Origin of the sequence: Exiguobacterium sp. SL-9 (assembly GCF_004336985.1) — a bacterium.
Taxonomy (GTDB): domain Bacteria; phylum Bacillota; class Bacilli; order Exiguobacteriales; family Exiguobacteriaceae; genus Exiguobacterium.
Window position 1 is genome coordinate 16,350 of the sequence record NZ_SJUO01000004.1, and the last position, 24,363, is coordinate 40,712.

Annotated in this window: 27 protein-coding genes; 9 read left to right on the forward strand and 18 right to left on the reverse strand. The window is 51.4% G+C overall.

The genetic code is table 11. The annotated features are described in order from the left end of the window. Nucleotides 1-10 precede the first annotated feature (10 nt). The 4 genes from argC to EVJ34_RS10940 form a co-directional block, all read right to left on the reverse strand. A complete protein-coding gene (argC, locus tag EVJ34_RS10925) occupies nt 11-1,036 on the reverse strand; it encodes an N-acetyl-gamma-glutamyl-phosphate reductase (protein WP_131485651.1) in 1,026 nt (341 codons plus the stop codon). A 147-nt stretch (nt 1,037-1,183) separates the two neighbouring features. Then, the gene (locus EVJ34_RS10930; protein ID WP_131485652.1) at nt 1,184-1,501 is read right to left on the reverse strand and encodes a hypothetical protein; all 318 of its coding nucleotides are present in this window, start codon (nt 1,499-1,501) and stop codon (nt 1,184-1,186) included. A gap of 33 nt (nt 1,502-1,534) precedes the next feature. Then, entirely contained in the window at nt 1,535-2,017 is a 483-nt protein-coding gene (locus EVJ34_RS10935; protein ID WP_236636694.1) for a hypothetical protein, read from the reverse strand. After that, nucleotides 2,010-2,285 carry a 4a-hydroxytetrahydrobiopterin dehydratase gene (locus EVJ34_RS10940; protein WP_131434794.1) on the reverse strand — a complete coding sequence of 92 codons (276 nt, stop codon included), beginning with the start codon at nt 2,283-2,285 and terminating at the stop codon, nt 2,010-2,012. Before EVJ34_RS10940 ends, EVJ34_RS10935 begins: the two co-directional genes overlap by 8 nt. 142 nt (nt 2,286-2,427) lie before the next feature. Here EVJ34_RS10940 and EVJ34_RS10945 point away from each other — a divergent pair, with 142 nt between their 5' ends. Then, complete coding sequence (locus EVJ34_RS10945) at nt 2,428-2,961, forward strand: cysteine hydrolase family protein (RefSeq protein ID WP_131434792.1); 534 nt, start codon at nt 2,428-2,430, stop codon at nt 2,959-2,961. A 22-nt stretch (nt 2,962-2,983) separates the two neighbouring features. Continuing rightward, nucleotides 2,984-4,429 (forward strand): nicotinate phosphoribosyltransferase, encoded by a 1,446-nt coding sequence (locus tag EVJ34_RS10950; RefSeq protein WP_131485653.1) that lies wholly within the window; start codon nt 2,984-2,986, stop codon nt 4,427-4,429. 38 nt (nt 4,430-4,467) lie between these two features. Here the strand turns inward: EVJ34_RS10950 and EVJ34_RS10955 are convergent, their stop codons facing one another. Next, complete coding sequence (locus EVJ34_RS10955; RefSeq protein WP_021068165.1) at nt 4,468-4,770, reverse strand: hypothetical protein; 303 nt, start codon at nt 4,768-4,770, stop codon at nt 4,468-4,470. 114 nt (nt 4,771-4,884) lie between these two features. Here EVJ34_RS10955 and EVJ34_RS10960 point away from each other — a divergent pair, with 114 nt between their 5' ends. Beyond that, complete coding sequence (locus EVJ34_RS10960; RefSeq protein WP_131434787.1) at nt 4,885-5,358, forward strand: YwpF-like family protein; 474 nt, start codon at nt 4,885-4,887, stop codon at nt 5,356-5,358. 74 nt (nt 5,359-5,432) lie between these two features. Here the strand turns inward: EVJ34_RS10960 and EVJ34_RS10965 are convergent, their stop codons facing one another. The 3 genes from EVJ34_RS10965 to EVJ34_RS10975 form a co-directional block, all read right to left on the reverse strand. Then, a complete protein-coding gene (locus EVJ34_RS10965) occupies nt 5,433-5,909 on the reverse strand; it encodes a DUF456 domain-containing protein (RefSeq protein ID WP_131434785.1) in 477 nt (158 codons plus the stop codon). Between the two features lie 10 nt (nt 5,910-5,919). Beyond that, nucleotides 5,920-6,519: a histidine phosphatase family protein gene (locus EVJ34_RS10970; protein WP_131485654.1), complete on the reverse strand. Its 600-nt coding sequence runs from the start codon at nt 6,517-6,519 to the stop codon at nt 5,920-5,922. A gap of 66 nt (nt 6,520-6,585) precedes the next feature. Beyond that, entirely contained in the window at nt 6,586-7,521 is a 936-nt protein-coding gene (locus EVJ34_RS10975) for an alpha/beta hydrolase (protein WP_131434781.1), read from the reverse strand. A 173-nt stretch (nt 7,522-7,694) separates the two neighbouring features. Here EVJ34_RS10975 and EVJ34_RS10980 point away from each other — a divergent pair, with 173 nt between their 5' ends. Beyond that, nucleotides 7,695-8,729 carry a metal ABC transporter solute-binding protein, Zn/Mn family gene (locus EVJ34_RS10980; protein WP_131485655.1) on the forward strand — a complete coding sequence of 345 codons (1,035 nt, stop codon included), beginning with the start codon at nt 7,695-7,697 and terminating at the stop codon, nt 8,727-8,729. 412 nt (nt 8,730-9,141) lie between these two features. On the opposite strand, the gene EVJ34_RS10985 is transcribed toward EVJ34_RS10980, so the two are convergent. The 5 genes from EVJ34_RS10985 to EVJ34_RS11005 all read right to left on the reverse strand — a co-directional run bounded on the left by EVJ34_RS10985 (nt 9,142) and on the right by EVJ34_RS11005 (nt 14,578). Continuing rightward, the gene (locus EVJ34_RS10985; protein ID WP_131485656.1) at nt 9,142-9,591 is read right to left on the reverse strand and encodes a hypothetical protein; all 450 of its coding nucleotides are present in this window, start codon (nt 9,589-9,591) and stop codon (nt 9,142-9,144) included. Nucleotides 9,592-9,636: 45 nt separating this feature from the next. Then, nucleotides 9,637-10,092 carry a DUF1877 family protein gene (locus EVJ34_RS10990; RefSeq protein WP_131434775.1) on the reverse strand — a complete coding sequence of 152 codons (456 nt, stop codon included), beginning with the start codon at nt 10,090-10,092 and terminating at the stop codon, nt 9,637-9,639. Between the two features lie 84 nt (nt 10,093-10,176). Next, on the reverse strand, nt 10,177-11,625 hold the full coding sequence (locus tag EVJ34_RS10995; protein WP_131485657.1) for an alanine/glycine:cation symporter family protein: 1,449 nt from the start codon (nt 11,623-11,625) through the stop codon (nt 10,177-10,179). A 182-nt stretch (nt 11,626-11,807) separates the two neighbouring features. Next, nucleotides 11,808-14,276: a CoA-disulfide reductase gene (locus EVJ34_RS11000; protein ID WP_131485658.1), complete on the reverse strand. Its 2,469-nt coding sequence runs from the start codon at nt 14,274-14,276 to the stop codon at nt 11,808-11,810. Then, nucleotides 14,273-14,578, reverse strand: a complete 306-nt coding sequence (locus EVJ34_RS11005; protein ID WP_131434769.1) for a rhodanese-like domain-containing protein — start codon at nt 14,576-14,578, stop codon at nt 14,273-14,275. The genes EVJ34_RS11000 and EVJ34_RS11005 overlap by 4 nt, the downstream gene beginning before the upstream one ends. A gap of 285 nt (nt 14,579-14,863) precedes the next feature. Here EVJ34_RS11005 and EVJ34_RS11010 point away from each other — a divergent pair, with 285 nt between their 5' ends. The 3 genes from EVJ34_RS11010 to EVJ34_RS11020 all read left to right on the forward strand — a co-directional run bounded on the left by EVJ34_RS11010 (nt 14,864) and on the right by EVJ34_RS11020 (nt 16,663). Continuing rightward, nucleotides 14,864-15,130 (forward strand): metal-sensitive transcriptional regulator, encoded by a 267-nt coding sequence (locus tag EVJ34_RS11010; protein WP_021068154.1) that lies wholly within the window; start codon nt 14,864-14,866, stop codon nt 15,128-15,130. Nucleotides 15,131-15,196: 66 nt separating this feature from the next. Beyond that, nucleotides 15,197-15,628 (forward strand): type III secretion system chaperone family protein, encoded by a 432-nt coding sequence (locus tag EVJ34_RS11015; RefSeq protein ID WP_016509669.1) that lies wholly within the window; start codon nt 15,197-15,199, stop codon nt 15,626-15,628. 90 nt (nt 15,629-15,718) lie between these two features. Continuing rightward, complete coding sequence (locus tag EVJ34_RS11020) at nt 15,719-16,663, forward strand: DUF4003 family protein (protein ID WP_236636695.1); 945 nt, start codon at nt 15,719-15,721, stop codon at nt 16,661-16,663. 21 nt (nt 16,664-16,684) lie between these two features. Here the strand turns inward: EVJ34_RS11020 and EVJ34_RS11025 are convergent, their stop codons facing one another. After that, nucleotides 16,685-17,407, reverse strand: coding sequence for a YwiC-like family protein (locus EVJ34_RS11025; protein ID WP_131485659.1), 723 nt, complete (start codon nt 17,405-17,407; stop codon nt 16,685-16,687). 173 nt (nt 17,408-17,580) lie between these two features. On the opposite strand from EVJ34_RS11025, the gene EVJ34_RS11030 reads away from it, so the two are divergent. Further along, nucleotides 17,581-18,033 carry a DUF4367 domain-containing protein gene (locus tag EVJ34_RS11030; protein ID WP_161568913.1) on the forward strand — a complete coding sequence of 151 codons (453 nt, stop codon included), beginning with the start codon at nt 17,581-17,583 and terminating at the stop codon, nt 18,031-18,033. 42 nt (nt 18,034-18,075) lie between these two features. Here the strand turns inward: EVJ34_RS11030 and EVJ34_RS11035 are convergent, their stop codons facing one another. The 3 genes from EVJ34_RS11035 to EVJ34_RS11045 all read right to left on the reverse strand — a co-directional run bounded on the left by EVJ34_RS11035 (nt 18,076) and on the right by EVJ34_RS11045 (nt 21,990). Then, nucleotides 18,076-18,717, reverse strand: a complete 642-nt coding sequence (locus tag EVJ34_RS11035) for a YitT family protein (protein ID WP_131434761.1) — start codon at nt 18,715-18,717, stop codon at nt 18,076-18,078. A 255-nt stretch (nt 18,718-18,972) separates the two neighbouring features. After that, entirely contained in the window at nt 18,973-21,096 is a 2,124-nt protein-coding gene (locus EVJ34_RS11040; protein WP_131485661.1) for an MMPL family transporter, read from the reverse strand. A gap of 102 nt (nt 21,097-21,198) precedes the next feature. Continuing rightward, nucleotides 21,199-21,990: a hypothetical protein gene (locus EVJ34_RS11045; protein WP_131434757.1), complete on the reverse strand. Its 792-nt coding sequence runs from the start codon at nt 21,988-21,990 to the stop codon at nt 21,199-21,201. Between the two features lie 140 nt (nt 21,991-22,130). On the opposite strand from EVJ34_RS11045, the gene EVJ34_RS11050 reads away from it, so the two are divergent. Then, the gene (locus EVJ34_RS11050) at nt 22,131-22,295 is read left to right on the forward strand and encodes a YycC family protein (RefSeq protein WP_131434755.1); all 165 of its coding nucleotides are present in this window, start codon (nt 22,131-22,133) and stop codon (nt 22,293-22,295) included. Nucleotides 22,296-22,310: 15 nt separating this feature from the next. Here the strand turns inward: EVJ34_RS11050 and pulA are convergent, their stop codons facing one another. Further along, entirely contained in the window at nt 22,311-24,305 is a 1,995-nt protein-coding gene (gene pulA, locus EVJ34_RS11055) for a type I pullulanase (RefSeq protein ID WP_131485662.1), read from the reverse strand. Nucleotides 24,306-24,363 lie beyond the last annotated feature (58 nt).

Sequence of the window (24,363 nt, forward strand, 5' to 3'; positions counted from 1 at the left end):
TTTGACCTCCTTATATATATTGGGGCTGTCCCTGCAACCCGGCTGTCTCGTTTAAACCAAAGCGAACATTGGCGTTTTGAATCGCTTGTCCGGCCGCACCTTTTTGCATGTTGTCGATCACCGAGATGATAGTTAATCGATTCGTTCGTTGGTCGGCATACACCCAAAGGTCGCAATAGTTCGACCCGACGGCCGTTCGAATCTCTGGTTCACCTTGTTGTACGCGAATAAACGGTTCGTCGGCGTACGCCTGTCGCAACACGTTCACCCAATCTGCTTCACTTTGTTCGATTGTTGGCACGACGCTCATCGTGGCCATGATGCCTCGATTGATGGGCAACAGATGAGTCGATAGCGACACGGTCACTTGCTTTCCGCTCACTGCTTGGAGCGTCTGTTCAATCTCCGGGATGTGTTGATGCGTATGAATTTTATAAAGTTGCACGTTTTCGTTGGAACGGGCATGGTGTGTTTTGGTGCTGAGCCCTTTCCCAGCGCCGGTGATGCCAGAGCAGGCCGAGACGATGATGTGATTGGGATCAATCCAGTCACCATTCACGAACGGGAGCAAACCGAGAGCGACCGCCGTCGCGTAGCATCCAGGATTGGCAATCCAATCGGCCGACTTTACAGCGTCTCGACGCCATTCCGTCAATCCGTATACCGCCTGCGCTTGCAGTGACGCCGGCACAGCCGGCTTGCCGTACCACGCCTCGTAACTCGATGCCGGCAGGCGTAAGTCACCGCTCAAATCGATGACGACCCCTTCATATTCCGTCAACAGCGCCACATATTGCGCCGACACTCCGCTCGGTGTCGCCAAAAACAGGATGTCTATGTCATCTAGCGCGTCCACCCGGAACGGTTCGAGCGTCAAGTGATCGATTTCTAACCACGGATACAATTCGGCAAGCGTCAATCCGGCGCTCGAATCGCTCATCGCCCGGACGAGCGTGAACTCGGGATGTTTCCCGATGAGCTTCAACAACTCCATCCCGGCGTATCCCGTGACACCGACGATTCCACAAGTAATCATCTGTCGAACCTCCTTAAAAGAATAAATCGATTAAAACATACGTATATTTATACTGTCAATTGTATTTTTATACAATTTATTCAGAGCGGTACCGATGACCTCATGAAAAAACGGCCCGGTGCAACAGCACCAGACCGTGGATATGAATTAGATTTGATTTTTGTGACGAGCGTCTTGGAGCGCATCGACCAAGTCTTTCACGTCTTCGACGAGATTTTGAATCGTATCTTGGTTCTCTTCATAGAGTGCCTTCAAATCCATGACACGATCTTTCAAACTCGCTTTCGAAGAGGCTTGAAGGCCGACCGAATGAGCTTGTGTAGACGTATCGTGTGACTTGAGTCGTGATTTCATATGCTTGAGCTGGCTGACTTGTTGCTCGCGCGTCTCCTTGTGGAGAAGCGATGCCCCGGCTCCGATGACGGCACCTGCGGCCATACCTAACCAGAAATAGTTCTTGTTCATAAAAAATCCTCCCCTAACGTGACGTTATGTTTATTATAGGTCATCCGCTTCATCGACGACATAGTGTTTTATGATTGGACCGGCTCCTTTTTGTTCGACGGCTTCTTTCAGCCATTCTTGGAACAAGACATACTCGGTCGAATCACGGAAACGATTTCCGCCCTCGATGAATTGAATGAAGATAATCCCATGGTTGTCTTCGGGATCGACACCGAGCCGATAGGCGGCAAAACCGCTATGGCCAGACCCAAGACGTGATTTGTCTTTCAACAAGCGATGGAACAAGAGCGACCGGGCGTTCGAATCGATCGGAACGTTCGCATAGACAATATTCCCTTTCGAGGCGAATTGTCCTTCCGCTTCTTCGATTTGAAACGTCTTCCCGCTTTGGAACGGAGATTTGTCTCCTTCTGCAAGCAAAATCGTCTCGGTCCCGTTCGCGATGATGACGCCAGGTTGTTGGCGCAATCGTTCAGCGACAGTCCCTGAGGCGAACGTCATGAACAGTTTAGACAAACCCCTCACAACCTTTCGCGAGCATGATGTCTTTCTCCGTGATCCCGCCTTCGTCGTGCGTCGACACGGTCAACGTGACGTTCCGATACTCAATCAAGATATTCGGATGATGATTGAGCGTCTCCGCCAAATCGGCGACGAGATGGACAAATTGAATCGCCTCCGGAAACGTCTCGAGTCGATACGTCTTTTGTAATTCTCCTTCGACAACTTCCCAGCCATTCAGACGAGATAGTTGCTCTGACAGTTCGGTTGATGACAGCAGCATGTGCTGATTCCCCTTTCGCAAACAGTTCTTCTTACACCTAGTACCCGACCCCGATCAAAAATAATCTTTTTCGCATCACGCAAAATGATTTAGAATAAGAAGGATAGCCAACTATTCTTTACATGAGAGAGGAGAGCTCCCCATGCGTGCATTGATCGTTATCGATTACACGTTTGATTTTATCGCAGATACGGGTCGTTTGACTTGTGGAAAACCAGGGCAAGACATAGAAGAACGAATCGTCCAGTTGATTGAGGAGTTCGCAGACGAGGATTATGTCGTCATCGCGAACGACGTCCACGACGCTGGCGACACATATCATCCTGAGACGACACTCTTCCCGCCACACAACATTCGCGGGACCGATGGCCGTGAGTTATACGGTGCCGTCAAAACTGTGTCAAGCCGTGCCGATCACTGGATCGACAAGACACGGTACAGTGCTTTCGCCGGAACGGACCTCGACTTGCGCTTGCGCGAACGGGCCATCACGGAGATTCATCTCGTCGGTGTGTGCACAGACATTTGCGTGCTCCACACCGCTGTCGACGCGTACAACTTAGGCTATACAATCGTCGTCCACGCCGATGCCGTCCAAAGCTTCAACCCAGTCGGACACGCTTGGGCGCTCGAACATTTTGTCACGACCCTCGGAGCAACTGTGACCGGGAAGTGACGTAAAACAGAAAGGAACGATTATGTTACATCGCAACCTAGCACTTCACACAGACTTATACCTCCCACGCTGGATGTATATTTATTGGAAACAAGGACGTCACAACGAAAAAGTCGTGTTCGACCTGTATTATCGCTCGAACCCGTTCAGCGGAGGGTACGTCGTCTTCGCCGGCCTCCAAAACATCGTGCATTATTTAGAGAACGTCTCGTTCACGGAAGAGGATATCCGCTACTTGAAACAGCAACTCGACTTCGAGGACGAGTTCGCGGACGTACTCCGCAATTTCAAGTTTACGGGCTCACTCTATAGTGTCCGTGAAGGAGAAGTCATCTTCCCAAACGAACAAGTCGTCCGCATCGAATCGACAATCTTTGAGGCGAAGCTGTTCCAGACGGCGCTCTTGAACATCGCCAACCACGAGTCACTCATCGCGACGAAATACGCGCGCATCCGTCAAGCCGCGCCGAATGAGACGTTGCTCGAAGGTGGGGCCCGCCGTGCCCAAGGCGTCGATGCTGCGTACTACGGAACACGGGCCGCCTATATCGCTGGTTTTGATGTGACGAGCTTAGTGTCAGCCGGACGTGATTTTGATGTTCCGACCGGCGGTACGATGGAGCACGCCGACATCCAGTTCCACGACGACGAACTCGAGGCGTTCCGCTCGTTCGCTGCGATGTACCCGGACAACACGAGCCTGTTGATCGATACGTATGACACGCTCAAATCGGGTCTTCCGAACGCGATCACGGTCGCCAAAGAACTCGAGGCGAAAGGCTATCGCTTGAAGTCGGTCCGCCTCGATTCGGGCGACTTGGCCTACTTGTCGAAACGAGCCCGAAAAGCATTGAACGCGGCCGGACTCGACTACGTCAAAATCGTCGTCTCGGGCGACCTCGATGAGTACGTCATTCAAGACTTGCGGATGCAAGGGGCTGAAGCCGACACGTTCCTCGTCGGGACGCGTGGCATCACGGCCTACGAGCAACCCGCGCTCGGCATGGTGTACAAGCTCGTCGCCCGCGAAGGCGCCGACGGAAAACTGAAGCCGGTCATCAAAGTGTCGTCTTCGAAAGTGAAGACGACGACACCGCACAAGAAAGAATTGTATCGTATCATCGATAACGAGACCGGGAAGTTCAAAGGGGATTATATCGCCCTAGCTGACGAACCGGTCGAGACGTATAACGAGATCGACTTGATTGACGTGCGCGATCCAGCGTTCCGCATCAAGACACGTAACTTTAGCGTCAAACGTTTGCTCGTGCCAGTTTTCCAAGATGGCGAACGCGTCTATGACTTACCGAACGCGAAAGACATTCGCGCGTATCATCACGAACAAATGAATGGTCTGTGGGAAGAGTACAAACGCCTCCGCTTACCGGAAGTGTACTCGGTCACATTCAGTAAACCGCTCTGGGACTTGAAACTCGAAATGATTCGTCAAACACGAATTCCGAAATAAAGACAAGAGGCTACGGATTTTTCCGTAGCCTCTTGTCTTTATGCCGTCGTCATCTCGTTCGCATGGATTTTATCTTCTTTTCTCCGAAAGTAAAGGGCGATTGAAAGAGAGATCAAAATCAGTATGAAGTACACGGTCCGCTGCCAAAACGTTGCTTCCGTATCCCCTTGGAACAACGCGATGATATAGTCACTCCCGCTCACGAAGAACAATCCCGCGAGCAAGAGGAAGATTCGATATCCGGCCCGACTCCGCTCCTGCTTTACTTTGAAGAAAAGGACACCATAATAACCGATTGCTAGAATCGCGATATACCCGATTATGCCAACAACCCAACTCATCTTGATGCCTCCTTGTCCTCTATTTTTTTACGTCTCTTCCCCGCTATCGTAACACAATCTTCGGATCAGACTGTGTTAAGATGAGTTAAAGAAAATGTGGAAGGGATCGATACGATGAAAACGTTCCGCCTAGTCCAAGTTCGCCTCGTCCAAGACGAGTATGGCAACGAGTTGAACCTCCCCGTCGAACTGCTCGATGGGTTGATCATCTCAAAAGAGCACGACAACGAATGGCTCCTCGAGATGCTCGTCCCGACTGAATTTGCCGTCACGCTTCATCATTACTTGAATAAACGAATCCTGCTCCTCGCCGAAGCCGTTATCACGTCTCCATCGAACCGCCCGGCCGCCCTTGCGCTGACGTTCACGAGCGAACGGTCGCTCAGCGATCATCACACGTTCGTCGCCGAAGGGCTCATGCTGATGCCGAAACAAGACACCACGAAGCAAGTGCTCGACTCGTTGATTTCCGAAGGTGTGGCCAACGCCGAACTCAAACCGTCCTTCTTCGAAAAACAAATGGAGCAACAACAATCATTCAGCCGCTCCGCCTTCACCCAGCTCGTCAAGACAGGATCGTTCGAATAAATCGAACGGTCTTGTTTTTCTTTCCCCCTTTTTTAAAATATCTCAACCCAAAAAGGCGAAGAAATTTCTGCGCCTCAAATGTAGATGAAAAACAAGATGACCATCATCGTCATTCCGACGACTTTAAGCACCGTGCTGCCGAGGAAGGCGAGTACGGTACCGACACCGATACTCCACGCCTCACGCGTCGACTTACCGAGCGTGAGCTCCGCTAGAAACGCGAAGATGAACGGGAAGATGAGCACTCCGACGAGCGGGAAGATGAACGGACCGGCAATCAATCCGATCGTCGCTCCCCACTTCGCCCGTTCGGAACCGCCGCGTTTATCGACCGTTGCCCGAGTGACGATATAGTCGACCACGAACAGGAAGATCAAGAACAAAATTTGCCAGACCCAAAACGTCCACGTGAGTGGCTCGAATGAAAATCCAAAACCGTAAATCATGTAACCGATGAATAAGAACAAGACGCTCGGGATGACCGGATAGATCAAACCCGCAAACGCCACAACAAATGATGCGATGATGAAAATCCAGAGCAATGTCGTCATGAGCTTCTCCTCACTTTGCGACGATCACATTCGTAATATGGTCGGCGACATTGACCGCCTTAACCACGAACTGACCGTCTTGATGTGCGATATAGTTCGAGCAGGCGTTACGCATGGCATGGCGGAACGTGTACGTGTCGTCAATCGCCGACAGGGCGGCTTTAATCGCATGTGAATGACAGACGACGATGATACGTTTACCGGCATGCGCCTCAACGATGTCTTCCATGCCGCTCAAAACACGGGCCCGCATCTCGTCTTCAGACTCGAGACCTGGGACGCGGCTTTGATCATCGGCTTGGACAGCCTCATAGATGCCAGGCACCGGTTTACCCGACGCCGCCCCGAATTCACGTTCGATGAAGCGTTCGTCTTGAATGATGGCGTCTGAGTCGATGCCACACGCCTCTGCGATGTAGCGAGCCGTATCCATCGCTCGTGAAAGCGGGCTCGCGACGATGACGTCCCACGCTTCTTGACTTAAAAAGGCCGCACTCTCTTCGGCCTGTCGATGTCCGAGTGCGTTGAGCGGGATATCTTCCCGTCCTTGAATGATTTCTTGAAAGTTCCAATCGGTCTGACCATGTCGGACCAAGCAAAGTTCTGTCACGCGAGTCACTCCTTTTTGATTCCTAAATCCTTCCCCATCGTACCATCTTTGAAAAAAAGCGCAACGTCACATCATGGCGTCATCAATGAAACGATCGATCCGGGTCATCAGTTGCGTTTCTTTGATCGGGTTATCAGATTGGAGGAAACTCGCTAACGAATGCGTGCCGTTCGGAAAAGAGATCAACTGTACGTTCGCACCGACCTCGCTCGCATGCTCCACGAAATGAAGAGCTTGTCCGAACGGGACGATTGGATCTTTTTTGCCGTGCAACAGGAGAATCGGCGGTGCATCATCGTACAGATGTGTGACCGGGGAGCACTTCACCATCAGCTCACGCCACGCCTCCCGGCTCCCTTCATAAAATTTCAAATGAGCGAGCCATGTCTGGATGAACTTGAACAATAAGAAATTCGTCGGTGGATAGAGGGCGATGACACCTTTCACCTTCGGTACGTCGTCGCCGAGTTCGCCCGTGAACTGTTTGCTTCGGTCGAGCGCCGTCGCGAGAACGAGTGCAGCACCTGCCGAGTCGCCCCAGACAATCAACTTGTCGATGTCGAGAAGGAGCAGACTATCGTGTTGCTTGAGATAGCATAGCGCGTCCGAGACGTCGATGATGTTGTCTGGAAAATACACGCCGTCCTCGAACAGACGATAGTCGATACTGATGACAGCGAAACCCTTGGCGAGAAAATGGTCGAGCAATGGATGGAACAACGTCACCATGCCCCGACTCCCTCGAACGAACGCACCCCCATGCGCGTACATCGCGACCGGGAACGGTCCTTCACCGGGCGGGTAGTACACATCAAATTGGAGCGGACGATCGTCGACAATCTTGTACGTGTGGGTCCGACGTTTCCGGGTCGAGGGACGCACCGGTAACTCGGGCTCTTGCCACCGCACGAGCGATCCATACTGGCTCCACACGCTGGCCCCGGCTGCCGTCGCCGCCGCGAGCGCCGCACCCCCGACGAACCAGGCAGTCTCCTTTCTCATATACATCCACTCCTCGTTCTTTTTTTAATCATATTCCCTTTTTCTCGAAAAACCATCCATCTGAAGTCGGACTTGACGTGTAACGATTCGCCCCCTATAATATAAAACGCAGTCTCAGAACGTAACGGTTACGATTTAAGGGTTTTATATAGAGAGGACAGGTGAAAGAGTTCATGAATAAGAAATTATGGAGTGTCGCCGCTGCCGGCACACTCTTATTAGGTGGATGTGCAAGTAATGAAGAAGGCGGTGCGACGGAGGAGACGAGCGACCAGTTGACCGTCTATGCGTCAACGTTCGCCTTGAAATCGTTCGCCGAGGAAATCGGGGGCGACCGCGTCCGTGTCGAGATGGTCATCCCACCCGGTGCCGACCCACACACGTATGAACCGACCTCGAAACAGATGACCGACATCGCCGAGGCCGATTTGTTCTTAACAGTCGGCCACGACCTCGAGCCATACGTCGAATCGATGGAGAAGAGCTTGCCCAATGAGAACGTCATGTTCGTAAAGACAGCTGAAGATATCTCACTTTTATCGGCTGAGGACACGGTTCACGTCCATGGCAACGATGAGCATGGGCATGAAGAAGACGAGCACGGTCATGAAGAAGATGAGCACGGTCATGGAGAAGATGAGCATGCCGAGGAAGAAGCCGGTCATAGTGAAGATGACGGCCATAACCACGGTCAGTATGACCCGCACGTCTGGCTCGATCCAATGAATGCTGTCTCGATGGCCGAAGCGGTCGAAGCGGCCTTCAGTGAACAGGCCCCTGACTATAAAGACGAGTTCGCGGATCGCTTGAGCGCCTTTAAAGAAGAAGCCGACACGCTCGACGCCGAGCTCAAAGCGGCAGTCGACGCTGGCTCGAAGTCAGAGCTGCTCGTAACGCATGCGGCCTACGGTTACTTGGCAGAGCGCTACGGATTTGACCAACTCCCAATTACAGGTCTCACACCTGCAGAAGAACCGTCCCAACAGGCATTGAAACGCGTCATTGAAGAGGCACAACTTCATGATTTGAAATACATCGCCTTTGAAGACACGGTGACACCGAAAGTCGCCCAAGTCGTTCAAAACGAAATCGGCGCGGAGACGGTGACGATCTACAATTTAGAATCAGTCACGAAAGAACAGATGGACAAGAGTTACTTCGATCTCATGCGCGAGAACGTCAAAGCGCTTGAGACGGCATTGAAATAAGACAAAAAACTCGGCGCTGCGGCGTCGAGTTTTTTGTCTAGATGGTATGACTAGCGTTTGGCGTTGTCCTGTAGAAGTCGTTCCGCGACCAGGACGTAGACTACAGAGACCAAAACGCCGACGGTACCTGGTAGAACGGCCACGATTGGGTCGGCCAAATACGAGTCTGGGATTAGATAGGTGAGTAAGGACTTCACACCATAAAGTGCCAGTAGAGCCGTAAGGAGAATGATGATTCTAGTTTTTTTCTTCACATTCCCAAAAAACTGACGTTCGGTTTGATTTGTTTCATCTGCATTCGTTATACCTAACCAAGATAACATTCAACGAACCCCCATAACATAATAAATGCTTTAGAAGAATATCATTTAAATAACTTATCCCACCCCTCGACGCTACGACGCCGGGGGCTTTACATGTCAGGTTGCCGATTGATTTGTCTCAATCGAATCCAGATGACACTTGTGACAAAAAGAACGACTGTCATCATACTCGCTTGTAGCAACTTCTCTCCCAGTACTTCATGTGAATCGAGATTATAAGTGACTAGCAAGCTTCCTAAAAAGAAAATGATTGCCCTGGCACCGATGGGCAACAAAGAACGGGTCGGCCGACGGTCATATAAAAACATTGCGCTCGTCATCACAGCCAATAAAAGATTTAGGAACAGCAAAATACCCCAAAGGATCGAGACAGGGTGTTCGGAAGACGTCCCCGCTCCAAGGACATAGCCCCAGCTTACGATATAAAGCAAAAGCGTTATCATATTCATCCTTGCGACGCGTTTTTGGCCGATTCGATACGCAAACGCTGGGCTAACCATCATATAAAACAAAGCTAAATTAACAAAGAAATTACCCACTCAGCTTCACCGCCATTTTTTCAATATTATACCATTTAGGCGATGTCATTCATAATAAATCAATACGAGTTCGTCTCGTTTAATCGCTTCTTCGCAGAATCGTTTCAACAGCGTCCATTTAAGCCATACGTCATCGATTCCGTCATGGTCGACGAACGCCATATCCGCGACATCCTCTTTCGTGAACGCGTTCATCGCGTCTTTGACGATATGAAGCAGTTGCGGTGTCAAGATGCCGACGACGACCGCCTGCTTTTCGTTGACGATCAACTCTTCCCCGATGACGGCCATCTCTAAATTATACGTGTCGTCTCCATCGATATACACCTCGATCTGACCGAGAATCTTTTGGAAGCGTTCAATGTTTGGGAGCGTCAACGTTTCATACGTGTCACGTTGTTGAGCGTGCACATGCAACAGCCAATCTAAAATCATTTCCGGATCTTGCCCGAACGAGACCCATACTTCTGGGGAAATGCGTATATAATGTGTCGTCTCCATAATTGAACGCCCCCCTTTTCTTCAGTTTACCCATCTTTTAGGCGCAAAAAAACCGCCTACGTGTTTTCGTAGACGGTTTGGCGTTTATGAACGAATCGTGCCTGTCTTGACTTCTTCCTCTTCTGCCGTTTCCCAAGCCTCGATGTACTCGCGGCCTGGCAAATCGTCAATCGAATCGGCATAGAATACCGGATCGTCACCTTGGCGGCGTTGTTCCAAGTAATCGTCGAGGACGAGACGAGCGACTTTCGCGAGACGGAAGATTGCATACAAGTTGACGAGTGCCATGAGACCCATGAACACGTCCGCAATCGACCAGACGAGACCGGCCGAACGGACGGCTCCGAAGAGAACCATGCCGACGACACCGATGCGGTAGAGCGTGACGTAAATCTTTTTATCCGAGATGAACTGGATGTTCGTCTCGCCGTAGTAGTAGTTTCCAAGAATCGAGCTGAACGCGAACAAAAAAATCGCAATCGTGAGGAACGATGTCGCCATCGGACCAATTTCAGCCGTGAGCGCCGCCTGTGTCAATTCAACACCCGCGAACGACTCCGACCCGGCTACACCTGACAGTAAGATGATCATCGCTGTCGACGTACAGACGAGAAGCGTATCGACGAAGACGCTGAACGATTGAATCAAGCCTTGCTTGACCGGGTGTGACACTTCAGCAGTCGCTGCCGCGTTCGGGGCTGAACCCATCCCGGCTTCGTTCGAGAAGAGGCCGCGACGAATTCCTTGGAGCACCATCGCTCCGATCGCACCACCGAACAATTGTTGAAGACCGAATACACCTTCTGAGAAAATCAAGCCGAATACTTCCGGCAACAGTGAAGCGTTCGAGATCATGACCCAGCCGGCAAGTAAGATATAGCCACCCGCCATGACCGGGACGATGATACTCGAGAGCACGGCGATCGATTGAATCCCACCGAAGATGACGATCGCTGTGATCACGGCCAAGACGAGACCGACTGTCGTCGTGCTCACACCGAACTGGTTGCTCATCGAGAGCGAGATTGTGTTCGATTGTACCGAGTTGAACGCGAATCCGAACGAGAACGTGATGAGAATTGCGAATAAGATCCCGAGCCAACGCTGACCGAGGGCACGTTCCATGTAGTAAGCGGGACCTCCACGCCATGTGCGTCCGTCCCGAATCTTGTAGACTTGTGCGAGCGTGCTTTCCACGAACGCTGAAGCTGATCCGATGAGGGCGATGAGCCACATCCAAAAGACGGCTCCTGGACCTCCGAGCGCGATGGCTGTCGCGACACCGGCGATGTTCCCCGTTCCGACGCGTGCTGCCGTCCCGATGGCGAACGCTTGGAACGACGAGACTTGGCCTTTTTCACGTTTCATGCCGTCTTTGAACAAGAGGCGGAACATTTCAGGCAACATCCGGAACTGGACAAAGCCCATGCGGACGGTGAAGTACAAACCTAAGGCGACAAGGACAACGATTAGCACTGACGACCAAAGCAAGTCGTTGGCTGATGAAACGAGACCTTCTACGAATTTCTCCATCTTTAAATCCTCCGTGTATGTATAAGTTATAAGAAAAAGTTATGTCAACTTTCTTCACATGAGTAGAATTATAGGAAAAACATCTAAAAATTGCAATCCTTTTCGACAAATTTCACGTGGGATGTCGAACAACAGAAAAAGCGACCGGTCAAGTGACCGGTCGCCCATCTTCCATCATTTGATTAGATAAAGAGGTTCAAGTTGCCGCCTTCAGCCGCCCCAAGGTATGCTGCCACACCACCGAGATCGATGCCGTCAATCAACTCTTCTTCTTTGATTCCCATGACGTCCATCGACATCGTACAAGCGACCATTTTGACGCCTGCTTCTTGAGCCGATTTGATCATTTCATCAAGTGATGGCACGTTTTTGTCGCTCATCACTTTCTTCATCATCTTCTGACCAACGCCACCGAAGTTCATGTTCGAGAGCGGAAGCTCGCCCGCATGTGACGGCATCATCATGCCAAACATCTTCTCGAGACCTTGTTTCTTCACTTCCGGTGCATCTGGCTTACGGATGACGTTGAGTCCCCAGAATGTGAAGAACATCGTCACGTCTTTGCCCATCGCCGCCGCACCTTGGGCGATGATGAACGAAGCGAGCGCGCGGTCGAGGTCTCCGCTGAAGACGACCATCGATGCGCCGTCTGTCGCTGGTGCCCCTGCTTGTACAGCCACAGGACCATTACCTTTTTGAAGAATTGCTTCCACGCGACCGTTCACGAACTGTTTCGAGACGAGCTTGTTGCCCGTTTTCTTCGCCCATGCTTCGATGTCCGCGAAGAAACCTGGGTCGCTCGCGAGGACGCGAAGCGTCTCGCCTTCTCCGAGCTCGGCTACTTTTTTATTGACTTCTAAGATTGGTCCCGGGCATTGCAGACCGCACGTATCTAGGAAAATCGGTTCCCCGACTGGTTCATTCGTCATTGCTGGTGGTGCCTCCTCCGTTACTGTTGCGGCAGTCTCATTTGCTGCCGACGCGTCTGCCTTGATGGCATCGAAATCGCGTTTTACTTGTGACCACGTCTTGTAGCCACCACTCAAGTTTTTCACCTTGAATCCGTTTTGACGCAAGATGCGGGATGCGAGATATCCGCGAAGCCCGACTTGGCACGTCACGTAAATCGTTTCGTCTTTGCTGTAGTTGTCCAAGTGATCGCGTAGCGAGTTGAGCGGAACGTTGATTGAACCAGGAATCTTGCCAAGTTCATGTTCTGACTCGTCACGGACGTCGAGCAATGTCGCGCCGTTTTGGACCAACTCGTCAATCTCGTTCCAGTGCACGACTTCGTTATCGCCGAGGACGACGTTCGACGCGACGTAGCCGATCATGTTGACTGGATCTTTCGCTGAGCTGAACGGTGGTGCGTAGCTGAGTTCAAGGTCTGGAAGGTCAAGGACCGTCAAGCCCCCTTTCATCGCTGTCGCAATAACATCGATGCGTTTATCGACACCGTTCATCCCGACACCTTGCGCGCCGTAGATTTCACCGGTCGTCGGATGGAACAAGAGTTTGAGTGATACTGGTGTCGATCCTGGGTAATAACCCGCATGTGAACCCGGGTGCACGTGAACGGCTTCGAATTCTTTACCGGCTGCTGTTAAACGTTTCTCGTTCCAACCTGTTGAAGCAACGGTCATATCGAATACTTTGGCGATCCCAGTCCCCATCGTTCCGTTGTATTTAACGTCACGACCGTTGATGATGTCGGCGACAAGACGACCTTGGCGGTTGGCCGGCCATGCGAGTGGAACGACCGTCGGCTCTTTAAAGATATAATCGAGCACTTCGACGGCGTCCCCGATGGCGTAGATGTTCGGATCTGACGTGAGCATCTTCTCGTTGACGCGGATGGCGCCACGGATGCCTGTTTCAAGTCCCGCTTCCGTTGCGATTGACGATTCTGGTACGACACCGATTGATAAGACGACCATATCGGTCTCGATGACGCGACCACTCTTCAAGTGGACACGTTTCCCTTTCTCAGAGAACGAATCGACCCCGTCAGAGAGCTGAAGGTCGACGCCGTGAAGACGCATGTGTTCGTGAACCGGTGAGACCATCTCACGGTCGAGCGGTGTCATGACTTGATCGGCCATCTCGACGAGCGTGACGTCGACACCACGTTCCCGTAAGTTTTCAGCCATCTCGATCCCGATGAAGCCACCACCGATGACTGTCGCGTGTTTCGGTGCTTGGTCGTCGACGTAGCTACGAATTTTATCCGTATCCGGAATGTTGCGGAGCGTGAAGATGTCTTCCGCCTCTTCAATCCCAGGAATGTTCGGACGAATCGGTTTCGCTCCTGGCGACAAGACGAGTACGTCGTATGACTCATCGTATGTCTCACCTGTCTTGACGTTTTTCACCGATACCGTCTTCTCGGCACGATTGATTTTCGTCACTTCTGTCAAGTTACGGATATCAAGTTGGAAACGTTTGTTCATCCCTTCAACGGTTTGAACGAGCAATTTTTGACGATCTTGAATCACGTCACCGATGTAATATGGGAGACCACAGTTGGCGAACGAAATATACTCGCCCCGGTCGAACATGACGATATGGTTCTCTTCATTCAAGCGACGAAGACGGGCGGCTGCCGAAGCGCCACCGGCCACTCCACCGACGATTACGATTTTTTTACTCATTGCTCATTTCCTCCTTTGATGACTTCACCAGGCCAGCTCATCAAGCCATCTTCTATATTGACCACTTTATAACCTTTCGCTTCCATTTGCCAAGTTGCCTGCGTGCTGCGAGCACCTGAACGGCAGAGAACGATGTATTCTGCTTCAGGATCGAGTGTCTCGATCCATTCCGACATTTCCGATAGCGGATAATTGGTCGCGCCAGCAATGTGCGCTTCTTGGAACTCGTCACGTTCACGAACGTCGACGATGTTCACCGGTACTTCAAAGTCCATTTGACGTTTTAAAGCAGATGCTTTCATGTTCGTTTACCCATCCTTTTCATCTATGATGCTTCACTTGTTTCATAGTCAGTTTGGCAGCGGGCGTCCGAGGAATCTTTGTGATTCATTGAACATATCGCTTCCACGTCATTAATATACCCCCTATGGTATTTGATTGCAAGGGATTTGTTTGTCGAATCGGTAAACTTTTAAAAATCTTCACTTCAAACGTTGTGGCTCGACACATACTCCCCCACGTATTAAGATGAGACTACACATAAAATAGTTGGGTTACTGAACGATTTGAATATAGAGGTGAATCTAATGGAACAGTATCAATACGATGCAAAAGTGTTGAACCGGATGAAACGGGTCGAAGGTCAAATCCGGGCCATCATCCGGATGATGGAAGAAGGAAAAGAATGCCGCGACGTCGTGACGCAGTTGAGCGCGGCTCGATCGGCGCTCGACCGGGCCTCGACGATTATCGTCGCCAAGAACTTGGAGCAGTGTATCATTACCGCCCAACAAGATGGTGAAGATACGTCAGAAACCGTTGAAGAAGCCATCAAAATGTTGATGAAACGCTAGTTCCCCTTGCTTTCCCTCCGCAAATGGGAGAAAGTTAGAGTAACGACTTTTAAGGGGGACTTGTTTGTGAACTTCGAAGAAAAAGTAGAATCATTTAAAGCGCTCGTCGCTGAACGCAATATGACGTTCAAAGAGAGCGAGACTGAAACGCACGTCACATTCTTGACGCGTGAAACGACTAAATCCGGGGCCCAGCCCGTTATGATTATCGCCTTCAATAAAAAGACGACGGATGCGGAATTGTATGCCGCGACAGTCACACACGTGCCGGACTACGTGGAAGACCTACCGATTCTTAACGCCTTGAACGAGTTCAACCAAGAGTTCAAATACTTCCGTTGCGTACTCGATAGCGACCGTGATGTCACGCTCGCCTCGACGCTCGACCTCGACCTCGGTTTCTCGCCAGAGATCATCTTGCAACATTCATTCATGATGTTCCAAGCGGCCGATGAAGTGAACGAGTACATGCAGAAGTTGTATACGCAAGTCCAATAACAAGCAGCCGCCCCGGACGAATCCAGGGCGGCTTTTTTTGAATCATTCTTTCGATTGGGCTCGTATAAGTAGAAAAAGGAGGAATTGCTGATGATGACACGCTATACGCATTACCTCGAAGCACTCGAGGCAATCCGAGGAGCGACAAAATGGTTCACCGATGACTTCCGACGCTTGATGGCCATCAATTACGCCATACACGATACCCCGTTCGATGAAGCGCGATTCGAGCAGGCTCAAGCGGCCGTCAAACGAAAAACGAAAGCCTTCTCCAAGTTTCGCGGCAGCAATAATTTCGTCTGGCTGTCGTTTCTTGACGCCAAATACGAGGACATCGAACCGGCCATTGACGAGGCACTCCGACTCGACACGTTGCTCGACCGAAAACATTTCCGGTTCAGTATGTTACGTCCCTTCATCGCGAGCCAACTGATCAACGTTGATGAACCCGAGCGTCGTCTCGATGAGGCGAGCGCACTCTATCAGACGTTCAAACGAAACCATCCTTGGCTGACGAGTGAAGAAGACCTCTTGTCCGCCCTCGTCCTGGTGCAAGCGTTCGATGACCACGATGCGTTGAGTCAACGGATTGAGACGTATTACGAAGCGTTGAAGGCCGAGTTACCCCGCTCAAACGAGCTCCAACTCGTCTCCCATCTGCTTGCTTTTAGCGACTTGCCTTCAGACGAGGTCATCAACCGCCTCCTCGAGTGGCGCACGCGGCTCCAAGGACAAGCAATCGCCGTCAAAAACGAGCATCTGCCAGCGCTCGCCCTCTTGGCCATCGTCGCGGCCCCGAACGACAACGATGAGCGTGACCTGATCGACATCACGAACGCCGAGAAGGAAAAGCATCGCTGGTTCCACGCCCACGCGTTGACGGTCGCCCTGCAACTCGTCGCGGCGAACAACATCAAGGAAGACGCGAGCGATTTACTGTTACACGGTACGTTCGCTCATCTGCTCGCCATGCAACAAGCAGCAACGGCCGCGACGACCGTGGCTATCATTTCGAGCACATCTTCGAGCGATTAAAAAAAGAAGGGTTTCCCCTTCTCAACTAAATAAATACCAACTGAGACAACCGAGCACGAACACCGAGTTGGCGATTTCGACGATCCCGATCTTCATGATAGGGATCTTTTTGCCGTAGAACGCGACCGCCCGGACGAGACTTGGCGCGTAAGCGAGTGCCAAAATCGGATAGCCGAACGCGATGAAGATGGCGACGAGCAAGGAGTGATACCCCCATGATACGTTTCGATAGAATAGACTCTTTTTCTCTCGAATCATCGTCTTGACGAAAAAGATACTTCCGAGGAAATATAAGTACGGCAAAGCGAACATCCACATCATCGTCCCATCCAAGGCATGTGCCCCGAGATAATAACTCGCCGTCCCGCCGATACAAAATGAGGTGACGGCGCTGACGTCGTTCCAGACGTTACGCTCGTCCTTGATTTTGGCGAAATAGGCGTTGACGAGTCCGAACGGGATCATGGCGAGGACGAACCAGACGAGACGCCACTCGGACAGAAACACCGGGATGGCGGCGACGGTCGCAATCGTCAAATACGTCACGACCGTACGCAACAGCCCCTTAGACTTCTTTCGTTGCTTAATGTATTGGAACAAGAAAAATGTTCCCATATAGACGAACAACCAGGCGATGGCGAACGGGATGTGCGCGAGCGTCCACCCTCCGACAATGCCGCCGAGTAAGAACGGTAAGATCAGCATCGACCAAGCACCGTGCTGTTTTGGAATCATCCATGTCATGTGACTCCCTCCTTCTATGTTTAGTGTAGAGCAACAGCTCCAGAAAGCGCTGTGACGTTTGTTACTGTTCTCCGCAGATTTGATTTCTCATGTCCCTGTTACATAAAACAATCGTCTATTTAGAATGTTATTTCGGTATGCTAGAAGTGATTAGAATGAGAGGAGACAGACCAGTGACCCGTCAAACAAATCAAAGAACCAGCCGTCCCATATTCAAAGTCATATTTGGCTTGATTTTTATTCTTCTGATTGCTGGACGGGCTCCATTACCACTCACATTCACGACATCGTTCGTTCCTTTCAAAGTTAATGAACCTAATTATCTTCCAATCGAAACAACGAATCAGTACTCCAATCTTGTCAATTTGAGTCAAGTCAAACTTGTATACGAGAACGACGTCGAATCGTTGACGATATGGACCACGACAAACCTCGGCTGGAATCACGTCACTAGTTGGGACGAGTCTATCGAGTTACTAGATGGCTCGAGTGGACATTATACAGAGGTTGATCAAACAAAAATGGTCAGTTGGCAACACGAAAATGTTGAATACGCAATCGACTATTCAGGGAGTCGTCTTTCAAAAGAAGAGTTATTGAAAATTGCGAGTTCAATCGAAAAGTAAGTAATGACAAGCTCCTTTACATACACCATTAAAAAAACGATCTCACGCGAGATCGTTTTTTGGTGCAAGCTTAGGTTTAATCACTGCCGGTGCAGGCTGTTCGACCACGTCGTCCGCCAACATCTTCGTGACGACACGACCCGCGATCGAGACTGCGAGAAGCGTGTAGAGCGCGTTCGAGAGCGGCAAATAGATGAGCGAGATCGCCAAGACGATGACATCAAATATGATGAGAATCGTCCCGACCGATACGCCGGTCCATTTAGATAGGCCGAGAGCGAATAAATCGTCGCCCCCGGTCGCCCCGCCTGACTTCAAGACGAGACCGAGCCCGTAGCCGGTGACAATCCCGCTGGCGATAGCGGCAAACAACGTCGCCGGCCAGACTTGGATGTCGAATGTGAGTAAATCCAAGCGGTCCCACATCGCATAACTGAGCGATAACGACGCGGCGGCAAGCACGGCTTGTCCGACGAAGCGCCAGCCCTTCCACCAAAGGGCGATTAAAAAGAAGGGGATGTCGAGCACGATCATCGAAATCGCTGGATCGATATCAAATAGATAGCGGCCGAGTAATGCTAACCCGACAAAGCCCCCTTCTGCCAAACCAAACTGTTCATTCAAATAATAATAACCGAACGCCATGATCAGCGTTCCGAGCACTATGGTAGCAACTCGTTTCATTCCGATTGTCCTCCCCGTTTTCAACGGAGAGGAGGATCCTCAGTCGTAGCCGCGGTTCCATCTGTTCCATCTCCGATCTTCCGTTTGTTGATTTTTTACAATGATGTCGCCTGTAAAAAACTCAACGCTAGAAGTCCGGTAATTGAAACAGAGGCCATGTCCTCTCGGTATCCATAAAGACCTTCCTTTCCCAAATTGCGCGTAATCATGAGACTATTTTAACACATTTTCATGACTATTTCATTAAATGTATATTTAGTGTAGATTACGTTTCGGTAAATCTTTCTTCCCGAACCACCACCAGTTCCAGTTCCCGAACAGTTTCATCAAGGACGGTACGAGCAAGATGCGGATGATTGTCGCGTCGATAAAGATGGCGAGCGCGATGCCGACCCCGAGCTGTTTGATTGGGCTGACGCCGGTGAAGGCGAACGCTCCCGTGACGACGATCATGATGACTGCGGCCGATGTGATGATTTTGCTCGTTTTCGCGAGACCCATCTCCGTCGCGTAATCATTATCCCCAGTCTCCCGGTAATATTCTTCGATCCGTGATACGAGGAACACCTCATAGTCCATCGACAGGCCAAACACGAGCGAGAAGATGAACACTGGGGTCAAAATACTGATCGTCTCGGCGTCATATACGTAACCGGATTCGAAGATGATGACGAGCAGTCCGAACGTCGCTCCGAGACCAAGCACGTTCATGATGATCGCTTTGATTGGGATCAAGACAGAACGGAACGCCCACATGAGGATGACCATCGTCGCCAAAATGACAGTGATGACCGCATACGGGATACTGTCGTAAATCTCTTCATAAATCTCTTCGTTGAACGCGGCCGGTCCCCCGACATCGAAGCCGTTCTCGCGCCAATCACGGACGAACGCCTGAGCGTCCTTGTCGCTCGGCGGGACGTCGAAGCTGATGTTGACGAGCGCGAGGTCTGTATTCCCTTCTAGCGTGACGAGACGATCGAGCGCCTCTAGTTGTTCGGGTGCCACTTCGACGAGCTGTTGGAATTCAGCCGGTTCGAGCCCGGAAGCAGTGAGGAACGTCGTGACGTTATCGACAATCGGATCGGCAGACAGTTCCTCAGTGAGCGCCGTCAATTCGTCGAGAATCATCGGATCGGTCAAATCATTCGTCTCAAATAAGAGCACTGCATCGGTCGACGTCTCGCCAAATACATCGTCCCACCGTTCAAGGGCGGCCCGCGACTCATACGAGGTCGGGAGCGCATCGGCATCTGGGATGTTCAGTTCGAGGTCACGGACGAACCAAAGGCTCGGTAGTAACAGCAAGAGTGCCACGAGTGTCATCGTGACGGGACGTCTCATCACGAAACGGGCCAACTTTTGCCAGCGCACTTCAGAGCGCGTCTCGTTCGTTTTGACGAGACGTCCTTTATTAATCGCGTCCCCAACGATGTACAGAGCAGATGGCAATAGCGTGAGCGCCGACAAGACCGCACCCGCCACGGCAATCAACGCACCGAGGGCGATCGCTTGAAACACGTCGACTTGGATGAATAAAAGTCCAGCCAGTCCGACGAAGACACAAAGTCCTGAGAATAAAATCGAACGTCCGGCCGTCGCGACCGTTCGGACGATGGCGGCCTCACGCGACTTCCCTGTCACGAGTTCTTCCCGGTATCGATTGACGAGCAGCAAAGAGAAGTCGATTCCGAGCGCGATGGCAATCATCGCGACCGCATTCAACACGAAAATGGACAGTTCCATCGTCTGGGCAAAGAAGAATAGCGAACCCGCCGCCACGATGAACGTGATTAACCCGACAAATAAAGGCATGAAGGCGGCGAGCGGTGTCCCGAAGACGAGCAAGAGCACGAGCAACGCGACCGGGATCCCAATCAACTCGGCCCGAATCAAGTCATTTTTTGATGCCTCGTTCAAGTCATCGGCGAAGACCGGCTCTCCGGTCAGCCGCACGTCTGTATCCGTGTCGCGAATCAAGGCGCTGCGAACGTCCTCAATCGACGCCTCAGCCGTATCGTAGTCCTCGAACTCGAGCAATAAGTAAGCGACGTCCCCATCGCGGGCCTCCGGATTCTCGGCAGGCGTAATCACGTCGTCGACCCCATCGACCTCTACGAGTTGATCGCGTTGCTGTTCAATGATCGTGTCCAAATCCCCACCTTCGAGCAAGACGATCATCGAGGCACCGGCCCGGTCGAACCGGTCGTTCAATTTGTCTTCCACTTGGGCGAAACGCCCGTCTTGAATGGCGAAACCGTTACCGCGTAACTCACTTGGCAACTGCAGTCCGAAATAAACCGATACGGCGAGTAACACCGTCCAAATCAACACGACAGCATAGCGCCATCGAACCAAGTTTTTTCCCAATCGTTCCATCCCTGTCCACTCCTCTCCATCTAAGAAGACTGTTCCCGTTTTGAGACGAGATTCTGTCAGCCTTCGTAAAAAAATCCTGAACCATGGTCTGGTCCAGGAGCGTCAACGTTCGAACACTTGAAGCCAACAATGGCAAAAGTGGCGAGGTGTTGACAAGACGACAAGTCGGTCGCCCGGTTCGTCCAATAAGACGACTTTCAGTAATTCAGTTTCAGCACACACTTCAGATGAGAACACTTCACGATCGCGCTCAAACAGTTGGAACGACGTCATCGAAGTAATCGCGGTCGTTTCGCCGATTTGATCGACGATGACCAAATCGCGGTCACCCCCGTACGGAATCGTCCAACGCTCCCCTGCTGTGACGTTTTCGACCATGAACTGTTGATTGGGTTCATCGTACAAGGTCACAAGGCCAGGTGCCGTGAATCGTTCGAAATCATAGGTTGGCTGATAAGCAAGCTCAAGGATATTTCCGAACTCTGGAACTTCTTCGTAACGGCTATACCGGAACGTGTGGTCGTTCAAGTTCAAGGCGACGATATCTGACTCGGCTGAGTAAAGATACAAGTCGTCTCCTGACCAATGGTACAGGTTACTGAAACAATCGTCATGAAACGTCCGTGGAATCGGATATTGTTCCATCGTCCCATTTGTTACATCCATGACTCCGTAAGTCTGTAAATCTCGAAACAGCGCGATGGCTCTTCTTCCATGTGGTTCAATATATAGTGCGCACGGTGCCCATTTCCACTCGAGGTCCCATCGGATTTGGAACGTCTCATCGAAAAACAGAAAACCCGTTTGCGCCAAATACAACATCCATCCTTCACCAACGCGCTCCAACCATTCAACCGTTTGATGAAATTGATAGTCTGCTACTTGTTTGTACATTTGATCACTTCCTAGTTTCAGCTTAGCAACGCCCGACGTATTTTTCGATTTTGAATGTGTTCACCGAACACATTCTCAATACGTCTGATTTTCCTGTATACTGGCAGTAACAGACTTGTAAGTAGAAAGGAGGGACCTCCATGCGCCCACTTCAACTCTCTCCCGAGACGGCGGTCGAGCTTGCGAACAAGCTGAACGTTCCGCTCGAGGAGCTCATGCATATGCCAAAACACATCCTCGTCAAGAAGATGATGGAACTCGAGGCAGCCAATACTGAAACAAACGAGGAAAAGGAGACGGAATAACGTCTCCTTTTTTGTTTACTGTTGTTTTTTCTTGCGTTTCTTCGCAACGTACCAGAGACCGAGGATGGCCAAGGCAGCCCCACCGGCGACCGCATATTTGCTGTAATCCGGGCGGCGTTCCGTCACGACGAGCGTCGATAGCGGTGCCACCGTGACGTGACGCTCTTCAATCAGGCGCGGCGCTGTCAAATTGACGGTATGGTCTTCGACGTGAACCTCGAACTTACCGGCCGGCAGTTTCACCTCAACCGCTTCCTCGAGCCCGTTATGGTAGACGAGGTGACGTTCGACGTATCCTTCGAGGTGGCGGCTCAATTCAAAGGCGATCACGCCTTCTTCTTCGTCGAAGAAGCGCAAGTGTTTACGAATCTGCTCCGCGTTCTCGAGACGGAACAACGGATATTGTTTGCGTAGACTGATCAATCCTTTCACGTACTCGACGCTCGGCGTCTCTTGTTCGGCACGTGTCCAATCCAATTGGTTGACGACCTCACCCGAGTTGAAACTGTTCTCGTCCCCATCTTTCGTGCGGAAGAACTCTTGACCGCTATGCAGGAACGGAAGACCTTGACTGAGCAACACGATTGATGTCGCAAGGCGATGCCGGCGGCGACGTGTCGTCTCATCATCGTCCGGGTTCGTGGCGGCAAGCTTGTCCCAAAGCGTCAAGTTGTCATGGCACTCGACATAGTTCACGACTTGGTTCGGTTCATCAGCAAAACTCTGGCTCGTGACCGCGCCCGCAATACCGCGCTTGACGTCCGCCGTCAAATCCGTGTTGCCACTGATCCAACCTGGCAAGTCCTCGATGAACACATCCCCTCGCACGCCGTCGCGAATCGCGTCGTTGAACTGAGCGATGCGTGGCATCTTATGGGCATTATGTTGGTTCGCTTTCTTGCGGACCGAGAGCGGCGTGTCAAGGTCCCACCCTTCCCCGGTGACGAGAATCGATGGGTCGATGCGGTCGAGCGCTTTCCGGACTTGATTCATCGTCTTGACGTCATGGAGACCCATCAAATCGAAGCGGAAGCCATCAATCATGAACTCTTTCGCCCAGTATGAGACGCATTCGACAATCAATTTACGCATCATCGCGCGTTCTGACGCCGTATCGTTTCCACACGCCGAACCATCGGCCAGCGTCCCGTCCTCGTTCAACCGGTAATAGTAATCCGGTACGAACTGGCCGAGCGGTGTCGTCAAGGCGTCGTACGTGTGGTTGAACACGACGTCCATGATGACACGGATGCCACGGTCGTGCAGTGCCTGAATCATCGCCTTCAATTCGATGATGCGAGCGGCCGGGTCATCGGCGGACGAGGCGTACGACCCTTCGACAGCGAAGTAATGGACCGGGTCATAGCCCCAGTTATAATTCGCCTCGCTCTCGCGTGACTCGTTCACTGAACCGTAATCGAAGAACGGCATAAGTTGAAGATGGGTGACACCGAGCGCGGTGATATAGTCGAGTGCGGTCGGATAACCGTTCGACGTTTTCGTGCCGACCTCGGTCATCCCGAGGAATTTCCCGCGATGCATGACGCCGCTATCCGGATGGCTTGTCAAATCACGGACGTGCGCCTCATAAATGACCGCCTCTTGTGAAGAGTGGAAGAGCGGACGTTCTTTGACCCAATGGTCCGGGTTGAGCGCTGACGGGTCGAGCAGACACCCGCGCTTCCCATTGACACCAACGACTTTCGCATACGGATCGAGCGACTCGACGCGCTTGCCGGCGACGACCGCTTCAAACACGTAAAAATATCCTTCGAATGAGGCGCGGTCGAGCTCAAGGACCCACGTCCCTTTCTCAGCCCGTTCGAGTTCAATCCGTTCGAACTTTCGTGCTCGCGGCGTCCGGTATAATTTTACGGTCATCGCTTCGGCGACTGGCGACCAGACCCGCAACCGGATGATATCACCTTTAAACGTCACCCCAAGGTCTTTGCCGTGATACGCCATATGGTCTAAATCTACATTTGTCTGTTGATCGATAGTATGTTCCATCTCTTTCACTCCTTCACTACTTCAAATCTGCTATCATTATAACAAAACCCTTGTAAAG